Here is a 24,856-nt window from a genome sequence, read left to right as displayed (position 1 = left end):
ATGTTCCTCAAACGTTTAGACGTGATAGGATTCAAATCTTTTGCACAGCGAGTGACCGTGGACTTTGTCAAAGGTGTCACAGCTGTTGTTGGACCTAACGGAAGCGGCAAAAGTAATATTACTGATGCCATCCGCTGGGTACTTGGAGAACAATCGGCGAAAAGTCTCCGCGGAGGAAAAATGGAAGACATCATTTTTGCAGGAAGTGACTCAAGAAAAAGAGTCAACCTAGCAGAGGTGACTTTAACGTTAGATAACGAAGATCACTTTTTACCGATCGATTTTCACGAAGTCAGTGTAACAAGAAGGGTGTATCGTTCAGGAGAAAGTGAATTTCTCATAAACAATCAATCTGTCCGCTTAAAGGATATTATTGATCTTTTCATGGATTCAGGCCTTGGTAAGGAAGCTTTTTCTATCATCAGTCAAGGAAAGGTAGAGGAAATTCTATCGAGTAAGGCAGAAGAGAGAAGAAGTATCTTTGAAGAAGCGGCTGGTGTCTTGAAATATAAAACAAGAAAGAAAAAAGCTGAGAATAAACTGTTTGAAACGCAGGACAACTTAAACCGAGTAGAAGATATTCTGCATGAACTAGAAGAACAAGTAGAACCATTAAGAATGCAAGCATCCATTGCAAAGGACTATTTGCAAAAAAAAGAAGAGCTTGAAAATGTAGAAATCGCCCTAACCGTTCATGATATCGAAGCACTTCACGAAAAATGGACAACACTTGGAGAAGCTGTCGAGCGGTTCAAACAAGATGAAATGAAGCAGTCCACAGACATTCAAGCAAAAGAAGCCAAAATTGAAGAGTCGAGAGACCGAATTCAGGCGCTGGACGAATCCATTAATGACCTGCAAGAAGTCCTTCTGTTCACAAGTGAGGAATTAGAAAAGCTTGAAGGGAAAAAAGAAGTTCTAAAAGAACGAAAAAAAAATGCAGCCGTCAACCAAGGACAGCTGGAGGAAACGCTTGTTCGCTTAACTGAAAAGCAGGCGCTGTTAACCGAAAAGATTGAGCAGCAGAAAATCACACGGGACAGCCTGCAAAAAGAAGTGCAGCAGCTAAAAGATGAAGTGAAAACAAAACAGCATCAACTGTCACTTCACAGTGAAGATGTGGAAGGTCAAATTGAACAGCTGAAAAGCGATTATTTTGATCTGCTAAATGAACAGGCTTCAATTCGCAATGAACGTAAATTACTAGAAGAGCAGCAGCGCCAAGCGGCCATGCAGCTAGAGCGTCTAACGCAAAATAATCAGAAACATATCGAAGAACGTGTGTCTGTCAAAGAGCAGAAAACGGAAGCTGAGCAGCAGCTTTCAGAACTAGAAGAAGACATTTTGACTCAGGTGAAACGCTTTAGAGAGGCAGAACAAAAGCTTGAGCAAATGAAACGTCAATACGAAAAAAAAGAAACGACTCTTTATCAAGCCTATCAATATGTTCAGCAGGCAAATTCAAAAAAAGAGATGCTTGAATCCATGCAGGAAGACTTCTCAGGCTTTTTCCAAGGAGTGAAAGAGGTCTTAAAGGCAAAGGACCGGTTAGGCGGTATTCACGGTGCCATTGCAGAGCTGATTCAAACAGATCAGCAGCATGAGACAGCGATTGAAATTGCGCTAGGTGCAGCAACGCAGCACGTGGTTACGGAAAATGAAGCAGCGGCGAGACAGGCCATCGGTTACTTAAAGCAGCATTCCTTTGGACGTGCGACCTTCCTGCCAATGAACGTGATCAAAGAAAGAACCATTCAGTTCAGAGACGTCCAAACCGCTGAGCAGCATGCAGCGTTTATCGGCGTAGCGAGTAACCTCGTTTCTTTTGACGAAAAGTACCAAAAGGTCATTCAGAACTTGCTTGGAACCGTCCTAATTGTCAGAGATTTAAAAGGCGCCAATGAACTGGCGAAAATGCTCGGACATCGTTATCGCATCGTGACCCTTGATGGGGATGTTGTCAACCCAGGTGGTTCAATGACCGGGGGCGGCGTGAAGAAAAAGAGCAATTCCCTTCTTTCAAGAAATCGAGAGATCGAAACATTGACGAAGCAGCTCGTAGAAATGGAAGAAAAAACAACGATTCTTGAAAAAGAAACAAAAGAAACGAAGCAATCGATTGCAGCAAGTGAAACCCAATTAAATGAACTGCGTCAGCGCGGTGAGACGCTTCGAGAAAAGCAGCAAGAGCTCAAAGGGAAACTATACGAACTGCAAGTAGCAGAAAAAAATATTAACTCTCATCTAGAGATCTATGATCAAGAAAAAGCAGAATTGCAGCAGCGCTCTTCTGAACTTGCGAGCAAGGACAAAGAGCAGGTCACCCTTGAAGCCTCTATAGGTGAGAAACTGACGTCTCTTGATGAAGAGATCAACACATTAACAAAGCGTAAGCAGACCCAAAGCTCAACGAAAGAAACCATTTCTGCGGAATTAACAGAGCTGAAAATCTCGCTTGCGAAAAAAGAGCAGTCCTTAGCCAATGAACAAGAGAAGCTTTCGATCTTGATGGCTGAATTGGAAGAGGCGGAACAGACGCTGATTGAAACAAAAGAAGATCTGTCACTCTTAACAAATGAAATGTCATCAAGCTCAAGCGGAGCAGAACAGCTGGAAGAAGCTGCGAAAGAGAAGCTTGAAAATAAAAATAAAACGACAGCACTCATTTCCGAGCGTCGTAAACAGCGCCTGGCTCTTTCAGAAACATTAGAATTTGCTGAACGTGAACTCAAAGAGCAAAAACGTCTTTACAAGCAGCTCACCACAAGCTTAAAAGATGAAGAGATCAAGCTTGGCCGCATGGAGGTTGAGCTCGATAATCTTATCGCCTATTTGAACGAAGAATATGCACTTTCGTTTGAAGGAGCAAAAGAAATGTACCATCTGACGTTAACGCCAGATGAAGCAAGAAAACGAGTGAAACTGATCAAACTAGCCATTGAAGAGCTTGGAACAGTGAACTTAGGCAGTATTGATGAGTATGAACGCGTGAATGAACGTTATCTCTTCTTAACAGAACAGCGAAATGATCTGACAGAAGCGAAAAATACGTTATTCCAAGTCATCGAAGAAATGGATCAAGAAATGACGAAGCGTTTCTCTGAGACATTTTCTCAAATCCGCGGGCATTTTGAATCTGTTTTCCAAGCATTATTTGGCGGGGGAAGAGCAGACCTGAAGCTGACCGATCCAAACGATTTACTCAACTCTGGCGTCGATATTGTCGCGCAGCCGCCGGGGAAAAAGCTGCAAAATTTAAGCCTGCTTTCAGGCGGAGAGAGAGCATTAACAGCGATCGCTTTACTATTTTCCATCTTAAAAGTCAGACCTGTTCCATTCTGCGTGTTAGATGAAGTAGAAGCAGCGCTTGATGAAGCCAATGTCTTCCGTTTTGCGCAATATTTAAAGAAATACAGCGAAGAAACACAGTTCATTGTCATTACGCACCGCAAGGGAACAATGGAAGAAGCAGATGTCCTGTACGGTGTCACAATGCAGGAGTCAGGCGTCTCAAAACTAGTATCCGTTAAACTAGAAGAAACGAAAGAGCTTGTCCAGTAATAAAAGGAGGTCTATGAACCAATGAGCTTTTTTAAGAAATTAAAAGAAAAATTTACGCAGCAAACCGATTCAGTATCAGAAAAGTTTAAAGATGGACTTGAAAAAACGAGAAACTCATTCCAAGGAAAAGTAAATGAACTGATTTCTCGCTATCGTAAGGTCGACGAAGACTTTTTTGAAGAATTAGAAGAAGTTCTTATCGGCGCTGATGTCGGTTTCACGACCGTGATGGAACTGATTGATGAGCTGAAAAAAGAAGTAAAATTAAGAAACATTCAAGACCCAAGTGAAGTACAGGTGGTCATCTCTGAAAAGCTTGTTGACATCTACAATAGCGGAGAGGAACAAATCTCTGCGCTGAACATCGAAGACGGGCGTTTAAATATCATTTTATTTGTGGGCGTCAACGGCGTTGGGAAAACAACGACCATTGGTAAGCTTGCAAACAAGCTGAAAAATGAAGGAAAATCCGTCATATTAGCAGCAGGAGATACGTTCCGTGCCGGTGCCATTGAGCAGCTTGAAGTATGGGGAGAGCGTTCAGGTGTCCCTGTCGTCAAACAGACGGCGGGCTCTGATCCAGCAGCGGTAATCTTTGATGCCGTTCAGTCAGCAAAAGCGAAAAATGCGGATGTCCTTATCTGCGATACAGCTGGAAGACTTCAAAACAAAGTCAACTTGATGAAAGAGCTGGAGAAGGTCAAAAGAGTCATTGAGCGCGAGGTCCCAGATGCACCGCACGAAGTACTGCTTGCCCTTGATGCAACAACAGGTCAAAACGCCATGGCACAAGCGAAGGAATTTTCTAAAGCGACAAATGTGACAGGAATTGCCTTAACAAAGCTTGACGGTACTGCAAAAGGCGGAATTGTGCTTGCGATTCGAAATGAACTGAACATCCCAGTGAAGCTTGTCGGTTTAGGTGAAAAGGTGGACGATCTACAAGAGTTCGATGCAGAATCATATGTGTATGGTTTATTTTCAGACGTGATTGATCAAGAAGACTAACAAAAATGCCGGCTAAGTTGCTGGCATTTTTGTTTATACGCCGCCTCATGAAGTGACAAGATAAAAACTTGACATACAGGAGAGAACCGTGTAAACTTAGTTGATGTAAAGGGAATGAACTTAACAAAGGGGAGAGAGCCCATGACGCTTGAAAAAACAACGAGAATGAACTACTTGTTTGACTTCTATCAATCGTTGTTGACCGCAAAGCAAAAGAGCTACATGTCGCTTTACTACCTAGACGATTTTTCCCTCGGTGAAATTGCGGATGAATATGAAGTATCAAGACAGGCTGTTTATGATAATATTAAACGGACTGAAGCGATGCTCGAACAATATGAAGAAAAGCTGCTCTTGTTTAAGAAATTTAAAGAGCGTAAAGAACTTCTCAATAAACTGAGAGAGCTTGTAGCAGATTCCCCGCAAAAGGAAGAAGCAGAAGCTTTAATTGAATCGCTTGAGAAATTAGATTAGGAGGCGGCACAGTATGGCATTTGAAGGATTAGCCGACCGACTGCAGCAGACGATTTCAAAAATCCGCGGCAAAGGAAAAGTGTCAGAGCAAGATGTAAAAGAAATGATGCGCGAGGTACGCCTTGCCCTTCTTGAAGCTGACGTCAATTTTAAAGTAGTCAAAGACTTTGTGAAAAAAGTAAGCGAGCGGGCAGTTGGACAAGAGGTCATGCAAAGTCTTACCCCTGGACAACAGGTCATTAAAGTTGTAAAAGAAGAACTCACTGAATTAATGGGCGGGGAAGAGAGTAAAATCGCTGTGGCGAAAAAATCTCCGACGGTCATTATGATGGTCGGTCTTCAAGGGGCAGGTAAAACGACCACAACTGGGAAACTTGCCAATTTACTTCGCAAAAAACATAATCGCAAGCCGATGATGGTGGCTGCAGATATTTACAGACCGGCAGCGATCCAGCAGCTTCAAACCCTTGGGAAACAGCTTGATATGCCAGTGTTTTCATTAGGTGATCAAGTAAGTCCTGTCGAAATTGCCAAACAGGCAATTGAAAAAGCGAAAGAAGAACACCACGATTATGTCATTTTAGATACAGCAGGACGTCTTCATATCGATGAGGAATTGATGGATGAACTTCAGAAAGTAAAAGAAGTAGCAAATCCAGAAGAAATTTTCCTTGTTGTTGACTCTATGACAGGTCAAGATGCTGTCAATGTAGCAAAAAGCTTTAATGAACAGCTTGGCTTAACAGGTGTCGTTCTAACGAAACTAGACGGTGATACAAGAGGCGGAGCAGCACTTTCGATTCGTGCTGTCACAAATACGCCGATTAAATTCGCTGCACTAGGAGAAAAGCTTGATGCGATTGAACCATTCCACCCGGAGCGGATGGCATCAAGAATTCTTGGCATGGGAGATGTGCTCACACTTATTGAAAAAGCACAGGCAAACGTTGACCAAGATAAGGCGAAAGAGCTTGAACAAAAAATGCGGACCATGAGCTTTACGCTTAATGATTTCCTCGAGCAGCTTGGCCAAGTTCGTAATATGGGTCCACTTGATGAACTGATCCAAATGATGCCGGGAGCCGGTAAAATGAAAGGGCTCAAAAACGTCCAAGTAGACGAAAAGCAGCTCAATCACATCGAAGCGATTATTAAATCAATGACGACCGAGGAAAAAGAACAGCCAGAGGTCATTAATGCAAGCCGAAGAAAACGGATTGCAAAAGGAAGCGGAACATCTGTACAGGAAGTCAATCGCCTTTTAAAGCAATTTGACGAAATGAAAAAGATGATGAAGCAAATGACCAACATGTCCAAAGGAAAGAAAAAAGGCTTTAAATTACCATTTATGTAATTGGTTATACATGATAAAACCGTTGTTAAGAAAAAACACTTTACAAACCCTTTTATCATTGTTAATATACTATCTTGTTGAAATATTTTCGGAGGTGCTAGTAAAATGGCAGTAAAAATTCGTTTAAAACGTATGGGATCAAAAAGATCTCCTTTCTATCGTATTGTTGTAGCAGATTCTCGTTCACCACGTGACGGTCGTTTCATTGAAACAGTTGGAACTTACAACCCAGTGTTATCACCAGCTGAGGTGAAAATCAACGAAGAATTAGCGCTTAAATGGCTTCAAAATGGTGCGAAACCATCTGATACAGTTCGCAACCTTTTCTCAAGCCAAGGAATTCTTGAAAAATTTCATAATGCGAAAAACAGCAAATAATGAATGAGCTGTCCTTGGAAGAATTGATTGTGTCCATCGTCGAGCCACTTGTTGATTTCCCAGAAGATATTCATGTATCTTCATTAGAAAAAGATGAGCAGGTGATTTACACACTGTCTGTCAATGCCGAAGATACCGGAAAAGTGATCGGAAAGCAGGGGCGTACAGCAAAAGCGATACGAACAGTCATTTTTGCAGCAGGTGCAGAGTCTTCTAAGAAAGTTCAACTTGAGATTGCTGACTAAAAAGGGAGAGGGCTTAGGACCTCCCCTTTTTTTACACGTTTAAATCTATTTTTCGTTATACTGTAGAGGACAAATGCCTTCGGATAGGGGGACAAAAAGGAAGATGCAGATCATTCAACATGTCACCGTGATGCAAGTATTAACTGAAAGCAGTAAGGACAAACTGTTAACGACTTTTTTGGAGAAAAAAGAAAGACTAGAACGTGAATGCAATCAGCTATATTTTCAACTAAAGAAGCATGAAAAAGAACCACATCAGCAAGAAGCCATCCCTCAATTTCAAAAAGCCATTGATAAAAGGCAAGAGAAAATCAGACAAATTGATTTTCAAGTAGAGCAGCTGCATATCTTGCCGCTTGGAAGTGAAATGAAAGAAACAGAAGTGGATGCGCTGGTTGAAGTGAAAATAGGTGATAAATGGGATGACAAAATGCAAGATAATGTCATTGTCGTCAAAGACGGCACCATTGTTGAAATACGTCAGGGGTGATTGAGAACATGGAGCTAGATTGGTTGAATGTCGGAAAGATCGTCAATACACACGGAGTGCGCGGTGAAGTGCGCGTTGTGTCAAAGACCGATTTCCCGGAAGAGCGCTACAAAAAAGGAAGCGTCCTCTATATTTTTAAGCAAGGTCAAAAGGACCCGCTGAAAGTCACTATAGCATCACACCGGCAGCACAAACAGTTTGATTTGCTCACATTTGAAGAAATAGGCTCTTTAAATGAAGCAGAGCAATTGAAAGAATCAATTTTAAAAGTAGAAAAAGAACATCTCGTTTCATTAGATGAAGGAGAGTTTTATTTCCATCAAATCATTGGCTGTGAAGTATACGATGAAAAGGACAAACTCATCGGCCACATCAAAGAGATTTTAACGCCGGGGGCAAATGATGTCTGGGTCGTTGAAAGAAAAGGAAAAAAGGATGCCCTTATACCTTATATTCCACCTGTCGTCAAAAAGATCGATATCTCATCCAAAACAGTACACATTGAAGTGATGGAAGGACTCATTGACGAATGAAAATTGACTTTTTAACGCTTTTTCCTGAAATGTTCGAAGGAGTGCTACACTCATCGATCTTAAAAAAAGCACAGGAAAAAGAAGCTGTCTCATTTCATGTCGTCAATTTTAGAGAGTATTCGGATCATAAGCATAAAACAGTGGATGACTATCCGTATGGCGGCGGTGCTGGTATGGTACTGAAAGCACAGCCTGTATTTGATGCGGTAGAAGATTTGACGAATAAAGCAAGCAAGAAGCCCCGAATCATTCTTGTCTGTCCTCAAGGGGAAAGATACACACAAAAGAAGGCAGAAGAGCTTGCAAAAGAAGAGCATCTTATGTTCATTTGCGGCCACTATGAAGGCTACGATGAGCGCATCAGGGAGCATCTTGTCACAGATGAAATTTCAATTGGAGATTTCGTTCTCACAGGCGGAGAGCTGCCGGCGATGATGATTGCAGACAGTGTGGTCAGGCTTTTGCCTCATGTGCTTGGAAAAGAAGCGTCTCACATCGAAGATTCATTTAGTACAGGTCTGCTTGAGCACCCGCACTATACAAGACCAGCCGATTATAAAGGACTAAAAGTGCCGGATGTGCTCCTCTCTGGAAATCATGCCAAAATTGAAGAGTGGCGGCGCAAAGAATCCTTGAAGCGAACCTATACAAGACGGCCAGATTTGATTGATTCATGCAAAACTTTAACGGATGAAGAAAAAAGATGGCTTTGGCAGCTTCATAATGACTAGATTGTATTGCACAGGGCATAGAGGTATGGTATGATACTACTTGTGACTTGGACGGCTTGCCGATTCAAGTTTGAAAACGATGTTCCGCTGCAATGAAGAAAGAGGACATGAGCATCTGTTGGAAGGAGTTGAAAACGATGCAACATTTGATTGAAGAAATCACAAAAGAACAATTACGCACTGATCTTCCAGCGTTCCGTCCTGGTGACACTTTACGTGTACACGTTAAAGTTGTCGAGGGTACTCGTGAGCGTATCCAGATCTTTGAAGGTGTTGTAATTAAGCGTCGTGGTGGTGGAATCAGCGAAACTTTCACAGTTCGTAAGATTTCTTACGGTGTAGGCGTTGAGCGTACATTCCCTGTACACACACCAAAAATCGCTAACATCGAAGTTGTACGTCACGGTAAGGTACGTCGTGCGAAACTTTACTACCTACGTGAACTTCGCGGTAAAGCGGCTCGTATCAAAGAAATCAGACGATAATGATATCAAAGGAAAGAGCTTGTTACCCGTAACAGGCTCTTTTTTTGTACAATGTATATAGACAACTAATAGAAGAGAGAAGGTGCACCTATGACGATTCAATGGTTTCCAGGCCATATGGCAAAAGCAAGACGTGAAGTCACAGAAAAATTAAAGCTCATCGACATTGTATTTGAATTAACGGATGCAAGAATCCCGATGTCCTCTAGAAACCCAATGATCGAAGAAATCCTTCAAAATAAACCCAAAATCATGCTCTTAAACAAAGCAGATAAAGCAGATCCTCGTATGACAAAGGAGTGGCAGGCGTATTTTGAGCAGCAAGGCGTTCGGTCACTTGCCATTAACTCTGTCGATGGACAAGGGTTAAATCAGATCATCACGACTTCAAAAGAAATCTTAAAAGAAAAATTCGACCGCATGAAAGCAAAAGGCGTCAAGCCGCGTGCGATTCGAGCGCTGATTATCGGGATTCCCAATGTCGGGAAATCGACCTTGATCAATCGTTTAGCAAAAAAGAACATCGCCAAAACAGGAGACAGGCCTGGTATTACCACATCACAGCAATGGGTGAAGGTAGGGAAAGAACTTGAACTGCTCGATACCCCTGGAATCCTCTGGCCAAAATTTGAAGATGAGCAAGTAGGACTCAGGCTGGCGGTTACTGGAGCGATCAAAGATTCAATCATCAACTTACAGGATGTCGCCGTGTATGCACTGCGTTTTCTAGAAGAGAACTATCCAGAGCGATTAAAAAAACGCTATGACCTCGCCGATATACCTGAAGATACGGTTGAGCTGTTTGATGCAATTGGCACAAAGCGCGGCTGTCTGATGAGCGGAGGATTCATTAATTACGACAAAACCACCGAAATCATTATTCGGGATATTCGAACTGAAAAATTTGGTCCCCTCACTTTTGAGAAGCCTGAAAGCTAAAAGACACGCAGCTCATGCGGGTCTTTATTTTTTGTGAAAAACTGCCGATATAAAGAAGGAGGCTGCGAAAGAGCCTATGTACACTGTGAAACAAATAAAAGAACTGATAGAAAAGCATTCGCACGACGAGTCATACATTCGTGAGCTTGTAAAAGATGATACAAGAAAAAGTGTCCAAAAGCTTATAGAAAAGTGGCACAAAGAGAGAGAAAAGCAGCAAGAACTTCGTGCAGCATGGAATCAAATGATGCAATTTGAAAACCAAGCAAAGGCGCAAGGATACACGTGTATTGCAGGTATAGATGAAGCAGGAAGAGGCCCGCTGGCAGGCCCAGTTGTCGCAGCAGCTGTCATATTAAAAGAAGAAACAGTCCTGCTCGGTTTAAACGACTCAAAGCAACTATCTGAGAAAAAAAGATTGGCTTATTATGATTTGATTCAAGAAAAAGCACTCGATATCGGAATCGGCATTGTTGATGCGGCTACGATTGATGAAATCAATATTTACGAAGCATCAAGACTGGCGATGGTGAGAGCTGTGGAGCAGTTAACTCATACACCTGATTATCTACTCATAGATGCAATGACACTCCCGCTTCCTACTCACCAGGAGAATATCATCAAAGGAGATGCAAAAAGTGCATCCATTGCAGCTGGTGCATGTATTGCGAAAGTGACAAGGGATCAGATGATGGAGGAGTATGGACGTCAATACCCTGAGTACCGGTTTGAAAAACATAAAGGGTACGGAACGAAAGAGCACCTGGCTGCCATTCAAAAACACGGTGCCGCCCCTATCCATCGATTATCGTTTGCACCAGTGAAATCCGTTATTTCATAAATTTTTGACACAAGGAGGCTGCCTGTGATGACAAGAGTGGAAGACATACATACAGCACTGAATAGCCGGTTAAATACGGCAGAATCTGTTCCATTAAACACCGAAGGAAAGGAAAATGTGCACCGGCTGATTCTCGGAAAAGTACTTAAAATGCTTGGAGATGATACAGCGCTTGTTCAAATAGGCTCGAACAAAATAAAAGCGCAGCTAGCAGCTCAGCTAAAAGCGGATGCATTCTATTGGTTCCAATTTGAACAAGAGGGTGGAGGCAGCCTCAATAAACTAAGGCCCGTTCAACAATTTGATCAAGATCCCAAGACGTTAAAGGATGCAGCAGCCAAACTATTAGAAGGCCTGTCACTTAAAAATGGGATTGAAAACATATTAACGGCTACAGCCTTTTTAAAAGAAAAATCGGTCATCAATGAAGCCGAGTTAAAAACGGCAGTGAAATGGATCGAACAGTTTCAAGGAGCCGATGTCAAAAAAGGGCTGCAGGCACTCCTGTTTGCTTTGAAGAAAGATTTACCGATTCAGCAAGGGGTTCTCCAATCGATATTAGCAGTGAAATCATCTTCTGCTCTTCATCAGGATATAAAAGCGCTGCTAGATCGTTTAACACAGCTGCCGAAGCAATCAGATGCCACACAGGCCCTTACACAAGCCGTTCGGTCAGTCATAGATGCTGAGACTACTGTTCATGCAGAAAAGCTCTTATCGGTCCTTCTAACAGCGAAAGAAGGCCAAGTGAAGCAGGGAGGCAGTATGACAGTGCCATCTCATTTCAATCCGTCTCAGCAAACAGAGAATAGCCAAGCTTCAATCGTCCAAGGGCGTCAGACAGTTTCAATCAATCAGCCTAACGCGCAGCAGTTGATAAGTCCAAAGCAGCTGCCTATCCCGATTCAGCAAATAGAGCGCATACTGACAAGCATGACAAAGCAAGGTGCAGACGGACAGCAGCAGCCCGACTTAAAACCGTTCACATCACTGCTTCAAGGGCTCCAGCAGGCAGGATCTCAGCCTGACGCAAAGGCATCCGTGCTTCTAAAAGAATTTCCGTTCCTTTCAAAAACAGAGGCGAATGCATTGGCTCAGGTCATTCAGCAGACTGAACCAACATTAAGCAATAAAACCGATGTGCTCGATTTACTTACGACGATGAAAAAGGCGATAGGTGTACGTGATGAAATCGGTATGCTGAAACTACTGGAAAAAGGCAGCCAGGATGTAAAAAGTCAGGAGCTTCATCAACTAAAGCTCGTCTTAAATGATGTGAGGCAGGCGGATTTACCGGAGCACGTTAAAAAAGAAGCGGATCAATTGTTTCATAGATTGAATGGCCAGTTATTCGTGCAGCAGGAAAACCAAACCGTCAGTCAGATGATGGTCTCCTATCCTCTTTTCTCAAAGCATAGTGTTCAAGATTTAACGTTTATTTTAAAAGGACATAAGAAAAAAGATGGTTCTATTGATATTTCTCAGTGCCGCCTCATGTTTTACTTAAACATGGAAAATCTTGAAGAAACATTAATAGACTGTACGATTCAGCAAAAGGTCATGGCGATTACAATTGAGACAGCCCATGAACTGCAAGGAACAATTAATCCGATGATTCCAGCTGTTCGAGAGAATTTAAATGCCTTAGGATATAGTTTAACGGGTATTACAGCAAAGAAGAGGCAAGAACAAATAGATCCGTCTCATTTTCTAGATGAACACTTTCATAAAATCAGCGAGAAAGGGCTGGACTTACGAGTATGAAGGATTCAAAACCGCTTAGAAGAGCGGTCGCTCTACATTACGATGAAGAAAAACAAAAGGCGCCAAAAGTCATCGCAACAGGAAGCGGCTATGTGGCAGATCATATTATTGAAGAAGCAAAGAAATCAGGAGTTCCCATCCAAGAAGACCCTAATTTAGTAGAACTCATGCGCCATTTAACGCTTGATGAAGAAATACCTGAAGCATTATACGATACTGTAGCAGAAATATTTTCGTTTATCTATAGGTTAGATCAAAAAATGAAAAAATAAGGTAAAATAAGTGATTTGGATGAAAAATTTATATTTTTAATAAAATAAAAGTTTGAATGTTTAGAAGGATTTTACGATTTTACATAGAACCCTAGACATTCTCTTTTTTATTCTTTAAAATGAAAGCGCAGTCTATTTTATAATTTTTGTTTCTACATATGTTGGGAGGATGGGAAATGAATATCCATGAGTACCAAGGAAAAGAAATCCTAAGAAAATATGGGGTTTCAGTTCCAAATGGTAAAGTAGCATTTACACCTGATGAAGCAGTGAAAGCATCAGAAGAGCTAGGAAGCTCTGTATATGTCGTAAAAGCACAGATTCATGCAGGCGGCCGTGGTAAAGCAGGCGGGGTAAAAATTGCAAAAACAAAAGATGAAGTGAAAGGGTTTGCAGAGGAATTGCTCGGCAAAACACTTGTCACACATCAAACTGGGCCTGAAGGGCGTGAAATAAAACGCTTACTTATTGAAGAAGGCTGCGATATTCAAAAGGAGTACTATGTTGGACTTGTTTTGGACAGAGCGACATCAAGAATTGTATTGATGGCTTCTGAAGAAGGCGGTACTGAAATTGAAGAAGTAGCAGAAAAAACGCCAGAGAAAATCGTCAAAGTGGTCATCGACCCAGCGATTGGCTTGCAAGGCTATCAGGCAAGAGAAGTAGCGTTTAAAATTAATATTCCAACAAAATTAGTTGGCCAAGCTGTTAAATTTATGACTAGCCTTTACAACGCGTTTATTGAAAAAGATTGTTCAATTGCTGAGATTAATCCACTTGTTGTAACAGGCGATGGAAAAGTCATGGCACTTGATGCGAAATTAAACTTTGATAGCAATGCCTTATATAGACAAAAAGATATATTAGAATACCGTGACCTTGATGAAGAGGACCCAAAGGAAATTGAAGCTTCTAAATATGATCTAAGCTATATTTCCCTAGACGGAAATATTGGCTGTATGGTCAATGGAGCAGGTCTTGCGATGTCTACAATGGATATCATCAAGCATTACGGGGGGGACCCTGCAAACTTCCTAGATGTTGGCGGCGGTGCAACGGCTGAAAAAGTAACGGAAGCATTTAAAATCATCTTATCTGATCAAAATGTAAAAGGGATTTTCGTGAACATTTTTGGCGGCATCATGAAATGTGATGTCATTGCAGAAGGTGTCGTTGAAGCGACGAAACAAGTCGGCTTAACATTACCACTCGTTGTGCGTCTTGAAGGAACAAACGTTGAATTAGGGAAGAAAATTCTGAGTGATTCAGGCTTAAATATCACTTCTGCTGAGTCTATGGCTGACGGGGCAGAAAAGATTGTATCTTTAGTCAAGTAGAGCAGAAAGGCAGGGAACCTAAATGAGTGTATTTATTGATAAAAATACGAGAGTAATTGTTCAGGGAATTACCGGTTCAACCGCATTGTTCCATACTAAACAAATGATTGAGTACGGAACAAATATTGTTGGCGGTGTCACACCTGGAAAAGGTGGAACTGAAGTAGAAGGAGTTCCTGTATTTAATACTGTATCTGAAGCCGTACAAACAACTGGAGCAAACGCTTCTGTTATCTATGTACCAGCACCATTTGCAGCAGATGCCATTTTAGAGGCAGTTGATGCAGACGTGGATCTAGTCATTTGTATTACTGAACATATTCCAGTACTTGATATGGTCAAAGTGAAACGGTATATGGAAGGTAAGAAGACAAGACTTGTTGGACCAAACTGCCCTGGTGTGATTACACCTGAAGAATGTAAGATTGGCATCATGCCTGGCTACATTCATAAAAAAGGTCATGTTGGAGTTGTTTCTCGTTCTGGAACGCTTACATATGAAGCGGTACATCAGCTTTCAGAGGCTGGCGTAGGTCAATCGACAGCTGTAGGAATCGGCGGAGACCCCGTAAATGGAACGAACTTTATTGATGTATTAAAAGCCTTTAATGAAGATCCTGATACACACGCTGTCATTATGATCGGTGAAATCGGCGGTACGGCCGAAGAAGAAGCAGCTGAATGGGTAAAAGCAAATATGACAAAGCCAGTTGTTGGCTTTATTGGCGGTAAAACGGCGCCTCCAGGAAAACGCATGGGACATGCTGGTGCCATTATTTCTGGTGGTAAAGGAACAGCTGATGAAAAAGTAAAAACAATGCGTGAATGTGGAATTGAAGTGGCAGAGACACCATCTGTCATGGGAGAAACCTTGATTAAAGTGCTAAAAGAGAAGAATCTCTTCGAAGCTTGTAAAACGCATTAATGACACAAGAAGACTTGTTCTTTGACAAGTCTTCTTCTTTCTATCTTAAACTGGAGGAATGGTATGTACAACGTGTCCGAAAGAATGATTTTTCACCGCTTAAAAGGCCTCATCTCACCCTCTTTGTTAACAAAATGGTGGAAAGTTGATCCTGAGTTATATATAAATGAAGAAACACATCATTACAAACAGGATCGATCATTACAAACGATCGACTTTACCCGCTTAAAACAAGCTGAAGAAAATGAATTCCCCATTTTTCAACACATCGTTCAAGCCTATTTAAAGCAAAACATTCACATGATTCCCATCACATCACCCTTATATCCCAGAACACTAAAACATATTTATGATCCTCCCCCTGTGTTATTCCTAAAAGGAAACGTATCATATTTAAATGAAGAAAAAGGTTTAGGTGTAGTAGGCACGCGTGTTCCATCGTCTTATGGAGAAGCATGTGTGAAGAAAATTGTTGGTGAACTTGTTAAGGAAGATTGGATGATTGTCAGTGGCTTAGCAAAAGGAATCGATGGACTTGCACACAAGGAGTGCATCAGAAAAAAAGGGAAAACCATTGGTGTTGTAGCTGGCGGTTTCCAGCATTTATATCCAAAGGAACATGTGCAAATGGCTCAATACATGGGAGAGCATCATTTGCTTTTGTCAGAGCATCCGCCTTATATCAAACCAGAAAAATGGCACTTTCCAATGAGAAATCGTTTAATTAGTGCACTAACAAAAGGAACCATCGTGATCCAGTGTAAAGAAAAGAGCGGTTCGCTCATTACAGCGTATCAGGCGCTTGAGCAAGGAAAAGAAGTGTTTGCGGTGGCAGGATCAATCTTTGATCCTAATTCCACAGGTCCAGCTAGACTCATTCAGCAGGGAGCAAAGCTTGTTCATTCTACGAAGGATATTTTAGAGGAATTCTCCTTCCGTGGCGTTCAATATACTGAACTCTCATAAAAATATCGTTTGACAAACGACACAGGAATATTTAATAATAGTGAGGATTTAAGTTTACACTTCGTTTTTCGTGTTTATAATGATGTTCATCATAAAGAATTTTTAACGATTGCCTGTTAGATAGGTGCAATTAACATAAATATGAATTGTGAAATGTATAAAGAGAGAACACCTCTTAAGGGGGATTTTGAGTATGGCTGATTATTTAGTCATCGTTGAGTCGCCAGCAAAGGCGAAAACGATTGAGCGTTATTTAGGAAAAAAGTATAAAGTAAAGGCTTCAATGGGGCATATAAGGGATTTACCGAAAAGTCAGTTAGGTGTTGACACTGAGCATGACTTCGAACCGAGATATATTACGATTCGCGGAAAAGGCCCCGTTTTAAAGGAATTAAAAACAGCGGCGAAAAAAGCAAAGAAAGTCTATCTCGCAGCTGACCCCGATAGAGAGGGAGAAGCGATTGCTTGGCATTTAGCACACAGTCTTGACCTTGACCTCTCTTCAGATTGCCGCGTTGTCTTTAACGAGATTACAAAAGATGCGATTAAAGATTCCTTTAAGCATCCACGTATGATTAATATGGACTTGGTTGATGCGCAGCAGGCAAGACGGATTTTAGATCGTTTAGTTGGGTATAAAATCAGTCCGATTTTATGGAAGAAAGTTAAAAAAGGATTAAGTGCTGGGCGTGTTCAATCTGTAGCACTCCGCCTGATTATTGATCGCGAGAATGAAATTAATGAATTCAAACCAGAAGAATACTGGACAATTGATGGTACATTCCTAAAAGGAAAAGAAACCTTCGAAGCTAGTTTCTTTGGCGTGAGTGGCAAAAAGCACCCATTGAAAACAAAAGAAGATGTAAAAGAAATCCTTTCGAAACTAAAAGGTAGCAAATTCTCTGTAGAAAAAGTGACGAAAAAAGAGCGGAAACGCAATCCAGCTGTCCCGTTTACGACATCTACCCTACAGCAGGAGGCTGCAAGAAAACTAAACTTCCGTGCGAAAAAGACGATGATGATTGCGCAGCAATTATATGAAGGAATAGATCTTGGTAAAGAAGGTACAGTAGGACTCATTACATATATGAGAACGGACTCAACACGTATTTCCAATACGGCGATTGAAGAAGTATCTGCTTTCATTGATCAAACGTACGGTAAGAATTTCTTAAACACAACAAAACGAACCGCCAAAAAGAACGAAAATGCACAAGATGCGCACGAAGCCATCAGGCCTACTTCTACGCTAAGAAAACCGGCAGATGTCAAACATGTGCTAAGCAGAGACCAGCTTCGTCTTTATAAATTGATTTGGGAACGATTTGTGGCAAGCCAAATGGCGCCAGCTGTTCTCGATACAATGAGTGTGGATCTTGAAAATAACGGTCTTACGTTCCGTGCTAATGGAAGTAAGGTGAAATTCCCTGGATTTATGAAGGTATATGTGGAAGGGAAGGACGACCAGCTAGAAGAAAAGGACAAAATGCTTCCTGATCTAAAAGAGGGAGATACGGTTCTTTCAAAAGATATCGAACCTGAACAGCACTTCACGCAACCGCCTCCGCGCTACACAGAGGCAAGACTTGTCAAAACGCTTGAAGAGCTTGGTATAGGCCGTCCATCTACGTATGCACCAACATTAGACACGATTCAAAAGCGCGGCTATGTCGCACTTGATAACAAACGGTTTATTCCAACTGAGCTTGGAGAAATTGTACTCAACTTAATTATCGAATTCTTCCCTGAAATCATTAACGTGGAATTCACGGCGAAAATGGAAAAAGAACTTGATAGCGTTGAAGAAGGTACGATTGAATGGGTTCGCATTATCAACAGCTTCTATCAAGACTTTGCCAAACGGGTAGAAAAAGCAGAAGCAGAGATGCAAGAAGTGGAAATTGAGCCTGAATACGCTGGAGTTGATTGTGAAGAGTGTGGACATCCGATGGTGTACAAAATGGGTAGATACGGTAAGTTCATGGCGTGCTCTAACTTTCCTGACTGCCGTAACACGAAACCAATTGTCAAAGATATCGGTGTCAAATGCCCGACATGTCATGAAGGAAACATTGTTGAACGAAAATCTAAGAAACGCCGCATTTTTTATGGCTGTGATCGTTTTCCAGAGTGTGAATTCGTCTCTTGGGACAAACCAATTGAAAGAAAGTGTCCAAAATGCGAAAATATGCTTGTAGAGAAAAAGCTGAAAAAAGGCGTTCAAGTTCAATGTGTGAACTGTGATTATAAAGAGGAACAGCAAAAATAGCGGTGAGCAACCTTGTTCACCTGCTTTTTTATGTCATCAAACAGAACTTACGAAATAGGAGAGTTGTACAATGAGTCAATTTGTAAATGTGATCGGAGCAGGTTTAGCAGGAAGTGAAGCTGCATGGCAAATAGCCAAGCGCGGAATTAAAGTCAATTTGTATGAGATGAGACCTGTCAAACAAACGCCAGCTCACCACACAGATAAATTTGCGGAGCTCGTATGCAGCAACTCATTACGTGCGAACGCTTTGACGAATGCGGTAGGTGTATTAAAGGAAGAAATGCGTCATTTAGATTCGGCGATTATCGCAGCAGCAGATGAAAGCTCAGTTCCTGCTGGCGGAGCACTTGCAGTAGACCGTCATGAATTTGCAGCAAACGTCACAGATCGTGTGAAGAATCATCCGAATGTCACTGTCTTTCAAGAAGAAGTACAAAGCATTCCAGAAGGCCCGACAATTATCGCAACTGGCCCACTTACATCTGAAGCACTTTCAAAAGAATTAAAATCACTAACAGGTGAAGAGTATTTATATTTCTACGATGCAGCGGCACCAATTCTAGAGAAAGATAGCATTGATATGGATAAGGTGTACTTGAAATCACGCTATGATAAAGGGGAAGCCGCTTATTTAAACTGTCCAATGACCGAAGAGGAATTCGATCGTTTTTATGAGGCGTTAATTTCTGCTGAAACGGTGCCTTTAAAAGAGTTTGAAAAAGAAATCTTCTTTGAAGGCTGCATGCCAATTGAAGTCATGGCGAAAAGAGGAAAGAAAACGATGCTGTTTGGTCCGATGAAACCAGTAGGACTTGAAGATCCGAAAACAGGAAAAAGACCTTACGCTGTTGTTCAATTAAGACAGGATGATGCAGCAGGTACTTTATATAACATCGTTGGTTTCCAAACTCATTTGAAGTGGGGCGATCAAAAGGAAGTATTCCGTTTGATCCCAGGTCTTGAAGAAGCAGAGATTGTTCGTTATGGCGTGATGCACCGTAATACATTTATTAACTCTCCAAGCCTTTTAAGACCGACTTATCAGTTTAAAAATAGAGATGATCTATTCTTTGCCGGACAAATGACAGGCGTTGAAGGCTATGTCGAGTCCGCGGCTTCGGGACTAGTGGCTGGAATTAATGCGGCTCGTTTTGTCAAAGGAGAAGAGCTTGTCACACTTCCTGAAGAAACGGCGATTGGCAGTATGGCTTACTATATCACGTCGACAAACAAGAAAAGCTTCCAGCCGATGAATGCAAACTTTGGCTTGCTGAAAGATCTTGGCGTTCGGATTAAAAACAAACAAGAGCGGTATGCAGAGTACGCTAAGCGCGCAATCGAAACTATTCAAACTATTTCGAAATCTCTGTAGTAAAACATTGCACGGAAAGCAAGATATGTGATACCATTTAAAAGCCTTAAAGAGGTGTAAAAATGACGAATAAACAGCGTCTTGTCCACTTATTCATTGAATATTTGCAAATTGAAAAAAACTATTCAGCTTTAACGATCTCAGGATATTCAGAAGCCATTGAAGAGTTTGTCAGATTTATGAACATTCAAGGAATAGACGGTTTTGAAGAGGTATCCTATCAAGATACGAGAATTTATTTAACAGAAGCTTATGAAAAAGGCCTGACAAGAAGAACGATTAGTAAGAAAGTCTCTGCGCTTCGCAGCTTTTATAAATTTTTATTAAGAGAACAGCTTGTGAAAGAAAACCCTTTTTTACTCGTTAGCTTACCAAAACAGGATAAGCGAATTCCTTCATTTTTGTATGAAGAAGAACTAAAAGAGCTTTTTACAGTTTCTGATGTAAGCACACCGCTTGGACAAAGAAATCAAGCCATTTTAGAAATTCTTTATGCAACAGGTATGAGGGTCAGTGAGTTATGTTCATTAAAAGAATCTGATCTTGATTTATCGATGGATACAGTGCTTGTTCATGGGAAAGGCAGCAAACAGCGGTATGTTCCTTTCGGTTCGTACGCACATGAAGCGCTGGTCACTTATTTAGAGGATGGAAGGCAGAAGCTGACAGCTAAGGCGAAAGAGCGTGCTGATGCGTATGTGTTTTTGAATCAGCGCGGAGCCCCTCTTACAGATCGAGGCGTTCGATTCATTCTCACTGAATTAATGAAAAAGGCGTCAGGCACATTACATATCCATCCTCACATGCTAAGGCACACCTTTGCCACGCATCTCTTAAACGAGGGGGCGGATTTGAGAAGTGTTCAAGAACTTCTCGGTCACTCAAACTTATCATCAACACAGGTGTACACGCATGTATCAAAAGATTCTTTAAGAAAAACGTACATGTCTCATCACCCAAGGGCTTTTAAACGATCCTAAAAGGAGGTTTTTTCATGTCATCATTTCATGCAACAACCATCTTTGCCGTTCAACATAAAGGAAAAAGTGCGATGGCTGGAGACGGTCAGGTCACATTCGGGCAGGCTGTCGTGATGAAACACACAGCAAAAAAAGTGCGCCGTCTTTTTGGAGGCAAAGTGCTCGCAGGTTTTGCAGGTTCAGTAGCAGATGCATTTACACTCTTTGAAAAGTTTGAAACAAAGCTTGAAGAATATGGTGGTAACTTAAAGCGAGCAGCTGTAGAACTAGCGAAAGAATGGCGAAGTGACAAGATGCTCAGACAGCTAGAGGCTATGCTCATCGTCATGAACAAAGAAAGCATCCTGCTCGTATCTGGAACAGGAGAGGTCATCGAGCCAGATGATGGTATTTTGGCGATCGGCTCAGGCGGCAACTATGCGCTTAGCGCCGGGAGAGCACTCAAAACACATGCAGGTGATCATCTCTCAGCTAGAGAAATTGCAAAGGCTGCTCTTGAAACGGCAGGAGAAATCTGTGTCTACACGAACGACCAAATCACTTTAGAAGAGCTTGAATAGAAAGGACATGAGACGTATGGAGAAAAAGCCGTTTACCCCAAGAGAGATAGTTGAAAAGCTTGATCAGTACATCATTGGTCAGCTTGATGCGAAAAAAGCAGTGGCGGTGGCTTTAAGAAACCGTTACAGAAGAAGTCTTTTACATGATAAGCTAAAGGATGAAGTCGTTCCTAAAAACATTTTAATGATCGGCCCAACAGGTGTGGGGAAAACAGAGATTGCCCGCAGAATTGCACGAATTTCTGGTGCACCTTTTATTAAAGTGGAAGCGACGAAGTTTACTGAAGTTGGATATGTCGGCCGTGACGTAGAGTCGATGGTCAGAGATTTAGTTGAGACTGCGATTAGACTTGTCAAAGAAGAAAAGATGAAAGATGTTCAAGAAGAAGCAGAAAAACAAGCAAACAAACGTCTTGTTCATTTGCTTGTTCCTGGTAAGAAAAAAAGCCAGTCTGTGAAAAATCCTTTTGAGATGCTGTTTGGCGGTTCTGATGCAGACGACCGTGATCGAGATGACTCAAATGAAGAAGTAGAGCTTGAATCGACAAGAAAACGTATTGCTCACCAGCTGGCTATGGGTGAACTTGAAGATCATTATGTCACAATCGAAGTGGATGAGCAGCAGCCGTCCATGTTTGATATGCTTCAAGGCTCGGGTATGGAGCAAATGGGCATGAACATGCAGGATGCGCTCAGCAATCTCATGCCTAAAAAGAAAAAACGCAAAAAACTGACCGTCAGAGAAGCTAGAAAGGCGTTAACTGCTGAGGAAGCTTCAAAACTGATTGATATGGATGAAGTCAGTCAGGAAGCCGTCTATAAAGCAGAGCAGCAAGGGATTATTTTTATCGATGAAATCGACAAAATTGCCAAAAGCGGCGGTGCATCATCTGCAGATGTTTCTCGTGAAGGGGTTCAACGTGATATTTTACCGATTGTAGAAGGTTCAACTGTGATGACGAAATATGGGGCAGTGAAAACGGATCATGTGCTTTTTGTAGCAGCAGGTGCATTTCATATGGCGAAACCCTCAGATTTGATTCCAGAGCTTCAGGGGCGCTTCCCAATCCGTGTAGAATTAGATAAATTAAGTATAGAAGACTTTGTGAAAATCTTAACGGAACCAGATAACGCGTTATTAAAGCAATATAAAGCTTTACTTGAAACAGAAGGTATATCTCTTGAATTTTCTGACGATGCTATTCATAAGATTGCCGAAATGGCTTATCACGTCAATCAGGAGACGGATAACATCGGTGCAAGAAGGCTTCATACCATACTTGAGAAGCTGCTTGAAGAGCTCTCATTTGAGGCACCGGATATTACACTCGAGACGGTGACCATTACCCCTCAGTATGTAGAAGAGAAGCTAGGAAAGATTGCAAATAACAAAGACTTAAGTCAATTTATACTTTAACAAATGAATAAAGTAATCTAGGAGGATCATTATTATGGCGTTACTACAAAAAACAAGGATTATTAACTCAATGCTGCAAGATTCAGCGGGGAAACCAGTTAATTTTAAAGAGATGGCGGAAACACTGAGAGATGTCATTGATTCAAACATTTTTGTGTTGAGTAGAAGAGGGAAACTTCTTGGTTACTCAATCAATCAACAGATTGAAAATACACGTATGAAAAAAATGCTTGAAGATCGTCAGTTCCCAGAAGAATATACGAAGAGTCTATTCAACGTACCTGAAACTTCTTCAAACCTTGATATTAACAGTGAATATACAGCTTTCCCAGTTGAGAACCGTGATTTATTCCAATCAGGTTTGACAACCATTGTTCCGATTATCGGCGGTGGGGATCGTTTAGGAACGTTAATCCTGTCTCGTTTGCAAGATAGATTCACTGATGATGATTTAATACTTGCTGAGTACGGAGCAACAGTTGTTGGAATGGAGATCCTTCGTGAAAAAGGAGAAGAAATCGAAGAAGAAGCAAGAAGTAAAGCAGTTGTTCAAATGGCGATTAGTTCTCTTTCATATAGTGAGCTCGAGGCGATTGAGCACATCTTTGAAGAACTTGATGGAAACGAAGGACTCCTTGTGGCAAGTAAAATTGCTGACCGTGTAGGGATCACTCGTTCAGTGATCGTGAACGCCTTACGTAAATTAGAAAGTGCAGGCGTGATCGAATCTCGTTCTCTTGGAATGAAGGGAACGTACATCAAAGTGTTAAACAACAAATTTTTAATTGAGCTTGAAAATTTAAAATCTCATTAATCCAAAAACCCTTTTCGGCCGAAATAAATGCTGAAAAGGGTTTTTTTGTATGATAAAGGGGGATTTGTCCGAAAAATGACACTCTTTTTTCCAAGAAACCCCTTACAATTCTGTAGTGCTTTGAATCTAGGTCTTTGTGCCTATCTGTAAAATAGATATATATTACGAGTTTTTTTTACATATACATCATAGACTTTAATCCTATTATTTCTTACAATGAACATATGGTTTTACAAATCTCGACATGATTAAATGGAATGAAATACATATGATTGGAGGTATATGGTTTTGGATATATTTTCTGGAACGATAAGCAACCTTGAGAATGCCTTGGGTAGAGCGAATGTTAAGCAAAAAGTCATAAGCAATAATATCGCGAATATAGACACACCGAACTACAAGTCGAAAAACGTCGCATTCCATGATATGCTAAATGACGCGTCAATCAAATTAGATGCCAAAAAAACATACGAAGGTCACATTGATTTTTCTAAAACAGGGTCTAATTATTCAGTTGTTTCGAGAAACCGTACTTCTTATCAAGAAAACGGAAATAATGTCGATATTGATCAAGAGATGAGTGAACTCGCTAAAAACCAAATTCAGTATAATGCGTTGGTTGAAAGAATGAGCGGAAAGTTCAATTCTCTTAAAACAGTTTTGACAGGAGGTAAGTGATGTCGATTTTTTCAGGAGTTAACGCTTCGGCCTCAGCATTAACAGCACAGAGGCTCAGAATGGACGTTGTATCCTCGAACCTTGCAAATATGGATACAACAAGAGCTAAACAGGTTGATGGTAACTGGGAGCCTTATAGACGTAAGCTCGTCACATTACAGCCGTCAGGTGAATCATTTTCATCTATATTGAACTCAAGTATGAATTCGAGCGGCAAATTAGGAAACGGCGTCAAAGTAACGAAGATTACAGAAGACGAAACTCCATTCAACCTTCAATATGACCCTACAAATCCCGATGCCAATGAAAATGGATATGTTCAAACACCAAATGTTGATCCATTAAAGGAAATGGTTGACCTCATCAGCAGCTCAAGGTCATATGAAGCAAATGTGACTGCGCTAAATGCGAATAAAAGCATGCTGATGAAAGCTTTAGAAATAGGAAAGTAAGGTGAAAA

At 41.3% G+C, this 24,856-nt stretch carries 25 protein-coding genes; all 25 read left to right on the top strand.

Annotated features, from left to right (window positions below; genetic code table 11):
* The 25 genes from smc (at position 1) to flgC (ending at position 24,848) form a co-directional block, all read left to right on the top strand.
* Positions 1 to 3,561, top strand: coding sequence for a chromosome segregation protein SMC (smc, locus tag R0K30_RS04245; protein ID WP_410609334.1), 3,561 nt, complete (start codon positions 1 to 3; stop codon positions 3,559 to 3,561).
* A gap of 21 nt (positions 3,562 to 3,582) precedes the next feature.
* Entirely contained in the window at positions 3,583 to 4,569 is a 987-nt protein-coding gene (gene ftsY / locus R0K30_RS04240) for a signal recognition particle-docking protein FtsY (RefSeq protein ID WP_099725884.1), read from the top strand.
* Positions 4,570 to 4,710: 141 nt separating this feature from the next.
* Complete coding sequence (locus R0K30_RS04235; RefSeq protein ID WP_099725883.1) at positions 4,711 to 5,043, top strand: putative DNA-binding protein; 333 nt, start codon at positions 4,711 to 4,713, stop codon at positions 5,041 to 5,043.
* 13 nt (positions 5,044 to 5,056) lie between these two features.
* The gene (ffh, locus tag R0K30_RS04230; protein WP_410609331.1) at positions 5,057 to 6,397 is read left to right on the top strand and encodes a signal recognition particle protein; all 1,341 of its coding nucleotides are present in this window, start codon (positions 5,057 to 5,059) and stop codon (positions 6,395 to 6,397) included.
* Between the two features lie 105 nt (positions 6,398 to 6,502).
* Positions 6,503 to 6,775: a 30S ribosomal protein S16 gene (rpsP, locus tag R0K30_RS04225; protein WP_003212139.1), complete on the top strand. Its 273-nt coding sequence runs from the start codon at positions 6,503 to 6,505 to the stop codon at positions 6,773 to 6,775.
* Positions 6,775 to 7,020: a KH domain-containing protein gene (locus R0K30_RS04220; RefSeq protein ID WP_099725881.1), complete on the top strand. Its 246-nt coding sequence runs from the start codon at positions 6,775 to 6,777 to the stop codon at positions 7,018 to 7,020. The genes rpsP and R0K30_RS04220 overlap by 1 nt, the downstream gene beginning before the upstream one ends.
* A 103-nt stretch (positions 7,021 to 7,123) precedes the next feature.
* A complete protein-coding gene (locus R0K30_RS04215) occupies positions 7,124 to 7,510 on the top strand; it encodes a YlqD family protein (RefSeq protein ID WP_024424191.1) in 387 nt (128 codons plus the stop codon).
* A gap of 8 nt (positions 7,511 to 7,518) precedes the next feature.
* Positions 7,519 to 8,043 (top strand): ribosome maturation factor RimM, encoded by a 525-nt coding sequence (gene rimM / locus R0K30_RS04210; RefSeq protein WP_367307649.1) that lies wholly within the window; start codon positions 7,519 to 7,521, stop codon positions 8,041 to 8,043.
* Complete coding sequence (gene trmD, locus R0K30_RS04205; protein WP_099725879.1) at positions 8,040 to 8,774, top strand: tRNA (guanosine(37)-N1)-methyltransferase TrmD; 735 nt, start codon at positions 8,040 to 8,042, stop codon at positions 8,772 to 8,774. Before rimM ends, trmD begins: the two co-directional genes overlap by 4 nt.
* A gap of 137 nt (positions 8,775 to 8,911) precedes the next feature.
* On the top strand, positions 8,912 to 9,259 hold the full coding sequence (gene rplS, locus R0K30_RS04200) for a 50S ribosomal protein L19 (protein ID WP_003212364.1): 348 nt from the start codon (positions 8,912 to 8,914) through the stop codon (positions 9,257 to 9,259).
* Positions 9,260 to 9,349: 90 nt separating this feature from the next.
* Entirely contained in the window at positions 9,350 to 10,198 is an 849-nt protein-coding gene (gene ylqF / locus R0K30_RS04195) for a ribosome biogenesis GTPase YlqF (protein ID WP_099725878.1), read from the top strand.
* Between the two features lie 76 nt (positions 10,199 to 10,274).
* Positions 10,275 to 11,039 (top strand): ribonuclease HII, encoded by a 765-nt coding sequence (locus R0K30_RS04190; protein WP_410609327.1) that lies wholly within the window; start codon positions 10,275 to 10,277, stop codon positions 11,037 to 11,039.
* Between the two features lie 27 nt (positions 11,040 to 11,066).
* Positions 11,067 to 12,803: a glycosyltransferase gene (locus R0K30_RS04185; RefSeq protein ID WP_410609325.1), complete on the top strand. Its 1,737-nt coding sequence runs from the start codon at positions 11,067 to 11,069 to the stop codon at positions 12,801 to 12,803.
* Positions 12,800 to 13,075, top strand: a complete 276-nt coding sequence (locus tag R0K30_RS04180; RefSeq protein ID WP_099725876.1) for a FlhB-like flagellar biosynthesis protein — start codon at positions 12,800 to 12,802, stop codon at positions 13,073 to 13,075. The genes R0K30_RS04185 and R0K30_RS04180 overlap by 4 nt, the downstream gene beginning before the upstream one ends.
* A gap of 176 nt (positions 13,076 to 13,251) precedes the next feature.
* Entirely contained in the window at positions 13,252 to 14,412 is a 1,161-nt protein-coding gene (gene sucC, locus R0K30_RS04175; protein WP_024426972.1) for an ADP-forming succinate--CoA ligase subunit beta, read from the top strand.
* 22 nt (positions 14,413 to 14,434) lie between these two features.
* Positions 14,435 to 15,337, top strand: a complete 903-nt coding sequence (sucD, locus tag R0K30_RS04170; protein WP_099725875.1) for a succinate--CoA ligase subunit alpha — start codon at positions 14,435 to 14,437, stop codon at positions 15,335 to 15,337.
* Between the two features lie 63 nt (positions 15,338 to 15,400).
* On the top strand, positions 15,401 to 16,303 hold the full coding sequence (gene dprA / locus R0K30_RS04165) for a DNA-processing protein DprA (protein ID WP_099725874.1): 903 nt from the start codon (positions 15,401 to 15,403) through the stop codon (positions 16,301 to 16,303).
* A gap of 193 nt (positions 16,304 to 16,496) precedes the next feature.
* A complete protein-coding gene (topA, locus tag R0K30_RS04160) occupies positions 16,497 to 18,572 on the top strand; it encodes a type I DNA topoisomerase (RefSeq protein ID WP_410609322.1) in 2,076 nt (691 codons plus the stop codon).
* A gap of 70 nt (positions 18,573 to 18,642) precedes the next feature.
* On the top strand, positions 18,643 to 19,947 hold the full coding sequence (trmFO, locus tag R0K30_RS04155; protein WP_034317774.1) for an FADH(2)-oxidizing methylenetetrahydrofolate--tRNA-(uracil(54)-C(5))-methyltransferase TrmFO: 1,305 nt from the start codon (positions 18,643 to 18,645) through the stop codon (positions 19,945 to 19,947).
* Positions 19,948 to 20,009: 62 nt separating this feature from the next.
* The gene (gene xerC / locus R0K30_RS04150; RefSeq protein ID WP_099725871.1) at positions 20,010 to 20,927 is read left to right on the top strand and encodes a tyrosine recombinase XerC; all 918 of its coding nucleotides are present in this window, start codon (positions 20,010 to 20,012) and stop codon (positions 20,925 to 20,927) included.
* A gap of 14 nt (positions 20,928 to 20,941) precedes the next feature.
* Entirely contained in the window at positions 20,942 to 21,487 is a 546-nt protein-coding gene (gene hslV, locus R0K30_RS04145) for an ATP-dependent protease subunit HslV (protein ID WP_024424181.1), read from the top strand.
* Positions 21,488 to 21,503: 16 nt separating this feature from the next.
* On the top strand, positions 21,504 to 22,904 hold the full coding sequence (hslU, locus tag R0K30_RS04140; RefSeq protein WP_230030146.1) for an ATP-dependent protease ATPase subunit HslU: 1,401 nt from the start codon (positions 21,504 to 21,506) through the stop codon (positions 22,902 to 22,904).
* 34 nt (positions 22,905 to 22,938) lie between these two features.
* On the top strand, positions 22,939 to 23,718 hold the full coding sequence (gene codY, locus R0K30_RS04135; protein ID WP_099725869.1) for a GTP-sensing pleiotropic transcriptional regulator CodY: 780 nt from the start codon (positions 22,939 to 22,941) through the stop codon (positions 23,716 to 23,718).
* A 288-nt stretch (positions 23,719 to 24,006) separates the two neighbouring features.
* Positions 24,007 to 24,396 (top strand): flagellar basal body rod protein FlgB, encoded by a 390-nt coding sequence (flgB, locus tag R0K30_RS04130; protein ID WP_410609318.1) that lies wholly within the window; start codon positions 24,007 to 24,009, stop codon positions 24,394 to 24,396.
* On the top strand, positions 24,396 to 24,848 hold the full coding sequence (gene flgC, locus R0K30_RS04125) for a flagellar basal body rod protein FlgC (protein ID WP_024424179.1): 453 nt from the start codon (positions 24,396 to 24,398) through the stop codon (positions 24,846 to 24,848). Before flgB ends, flgC begins: the two co-directional genes overlap by 1 nt.
* The last annotated feature ends 8 nt before the right edge of the window (positions 24,849 to 24,856 follow it).

The organism is Bacillus sp. SIMBA_154, from assembly GCF_046536015.1.
GTDB lineage: Bacteria > Bacillota > Bacilli > Bacillales > Bacillaceae > Bacillus > Bacillus pumilus_P.
This window is presented reverse-complemented; position numbering and strand designations above follow the sequence as displayed.

Bases quoted from the DNA above. Each gene is read 5' to 3' on its own strand.
- smc (WP_410609334.1), top strand. From the start codon at position 1: ATGTTCCTCAAACGTTTAGACGTGATAGGATTCAAATCTTTTGCACAG.
- ftsY (WP_099725884.1), top strand. From the start codon at position 3,583: ATGAGCTTTTTTAAGAAATTAAAAGAAAAATTTACGCAGCAAACCGAT.
- R0K30_RS04235 (WP_099725883.1), top strand. From the start codon at position 4,711: ATGACGCTTGAAAAAACAACGAGAATGAACTACTTGTTTGACTTCTAT.
- ffh (WP_410609331.1), top strand. From the start codon at position 5,057: ATGGCATTTGAAGGATTAGCCGACCGACTGCAGCAGACGATTTCAAAA.
- rpsP (WP_003212139.1), top strand. From the start codon at position 6,503: ATGGCAGTAAAAATTCGTTTAAAACGTATGGGATCAAAAAGATCTCCT.
- R0K30_RS04220 (WP_099725881.1), top strand. From the start codon at position 6,775: ATGAATGAGCTGTCCTTGGAAGAATTGATTGTGTCCATCGTCGAGCCA.
- R0K30_RS04215 (WP_024424191.1), top strand. From the start codon at position 7,124: ATGCAGATCATTCAACATGTCACCGTGATGCAAGTATTAACTGAAAGC.
- rimM (WP_367307649.1), top strand. From the start codon at position 7,519: ATGGAGCTAGATTGGTTGAATGTCGGAAAGATCGTCAATACACACGGA.
- trmD (WP_099725879.1), top strand. From the start codon at position 8,040: ATGAAAATTGACTTTTTAACGCTTTTTCCTGAAATGTTCGAAGGAGTG.
- rplS (WP_003212364.1), top strand. From the start codon at position 8,912: ATGCAACATTTGATTGAAGAAATCACAAAAGAACAATTACGCACTGAT.
- ylqF (WP_099725878.1), top strand. From the start codon at position 9,350: ATGACGATTCAATGGTTTCCAGGCCATATGGCAAAAGCAAGACGTGAA.
- R0K30_RS04190 (WP_410609327.1), top strand. From the start codon at position 10,275: ATGTACACTGTGAAACAAATAAAAGAACTGATAGAAAAGCATTCGCAC.
- R0K30_RS04185 (WP_410609325.1), top strand. From the start codon at position 11,067: ATGACAAGAGTGGAAGACATACATACAGCACTGAATAGCCGGTTAAAT.
- R0K30_RS04180 (WP_099725876.1), top strand. From the start codon at position 12,800: ATGAAGGATTCAAAACCGCTTAGAAGAGCGGTCGCTCTACATTACGAT.
- sucC (WP_024426972.1), top strand. From the start codon at position 13,252: ATGAATATCCATGAGTACCAAGGAAAAGAAATCCTAAGAAAATATGGG.
- sucD (WP_099725875.1), top strand. From the start codon at position 14,435: ATGAGTGTATTTATTGATAAAAATACGAGAGTAATTGTTCAGGGAATT.
- dprA (WP_099725874.1), top strand. From the start codon at position 15,401: ATGTACAACGTGTCCGAAAGAATGATTTTTCACCGCTTAAAAGGCCTC.
- topA (WP_410609322.1), top strand. From the start codon at position 16,497: ATGGCTGATTATTTAGTCATCGTTGAGTCGCCAGCAAAGGCGAAAACG.
- trmFO (WP_034317774.1), top strand. From the start codon at position 18,643: ATGAGTCAATTTGTAAATGTGATCGGAGCAGGTTTAGCAGGAAGTGAA.
- xerC (WP_099725871.1), top strand. From the start codon at position 20,010: ATGACGAATAAACAGCGTCTTGTCCACTTATTCATTGAATATTTGCAA.
- hslV (WP_024424181.1), top strand. From the start codon at position 20,942: ATGTCATCATTTCATGCAACAACCATCTTTGCCGTTCAACATAAAGGA.
- hslU (WP_230030146.1), top strand. From the start codon at position 21,504: ATGGAGAAAAAGCCGTTTACCCCAAGAGAGATAGTTGAAAAGCTTGAT.
- codY (WP_099725869.1), top strand. From the start codon at position 22,939: ATGGCGTTACTACAAAAAACAAGGATTATTAACTCAATGCTGCAAGAT.
- flgC (WP_024424179.1), top strand. From the start codon at position 24,396: ATGTCGATTTTTTCAGGAGTTAACGCTTCGGCCTCAGCATTAACAGCA.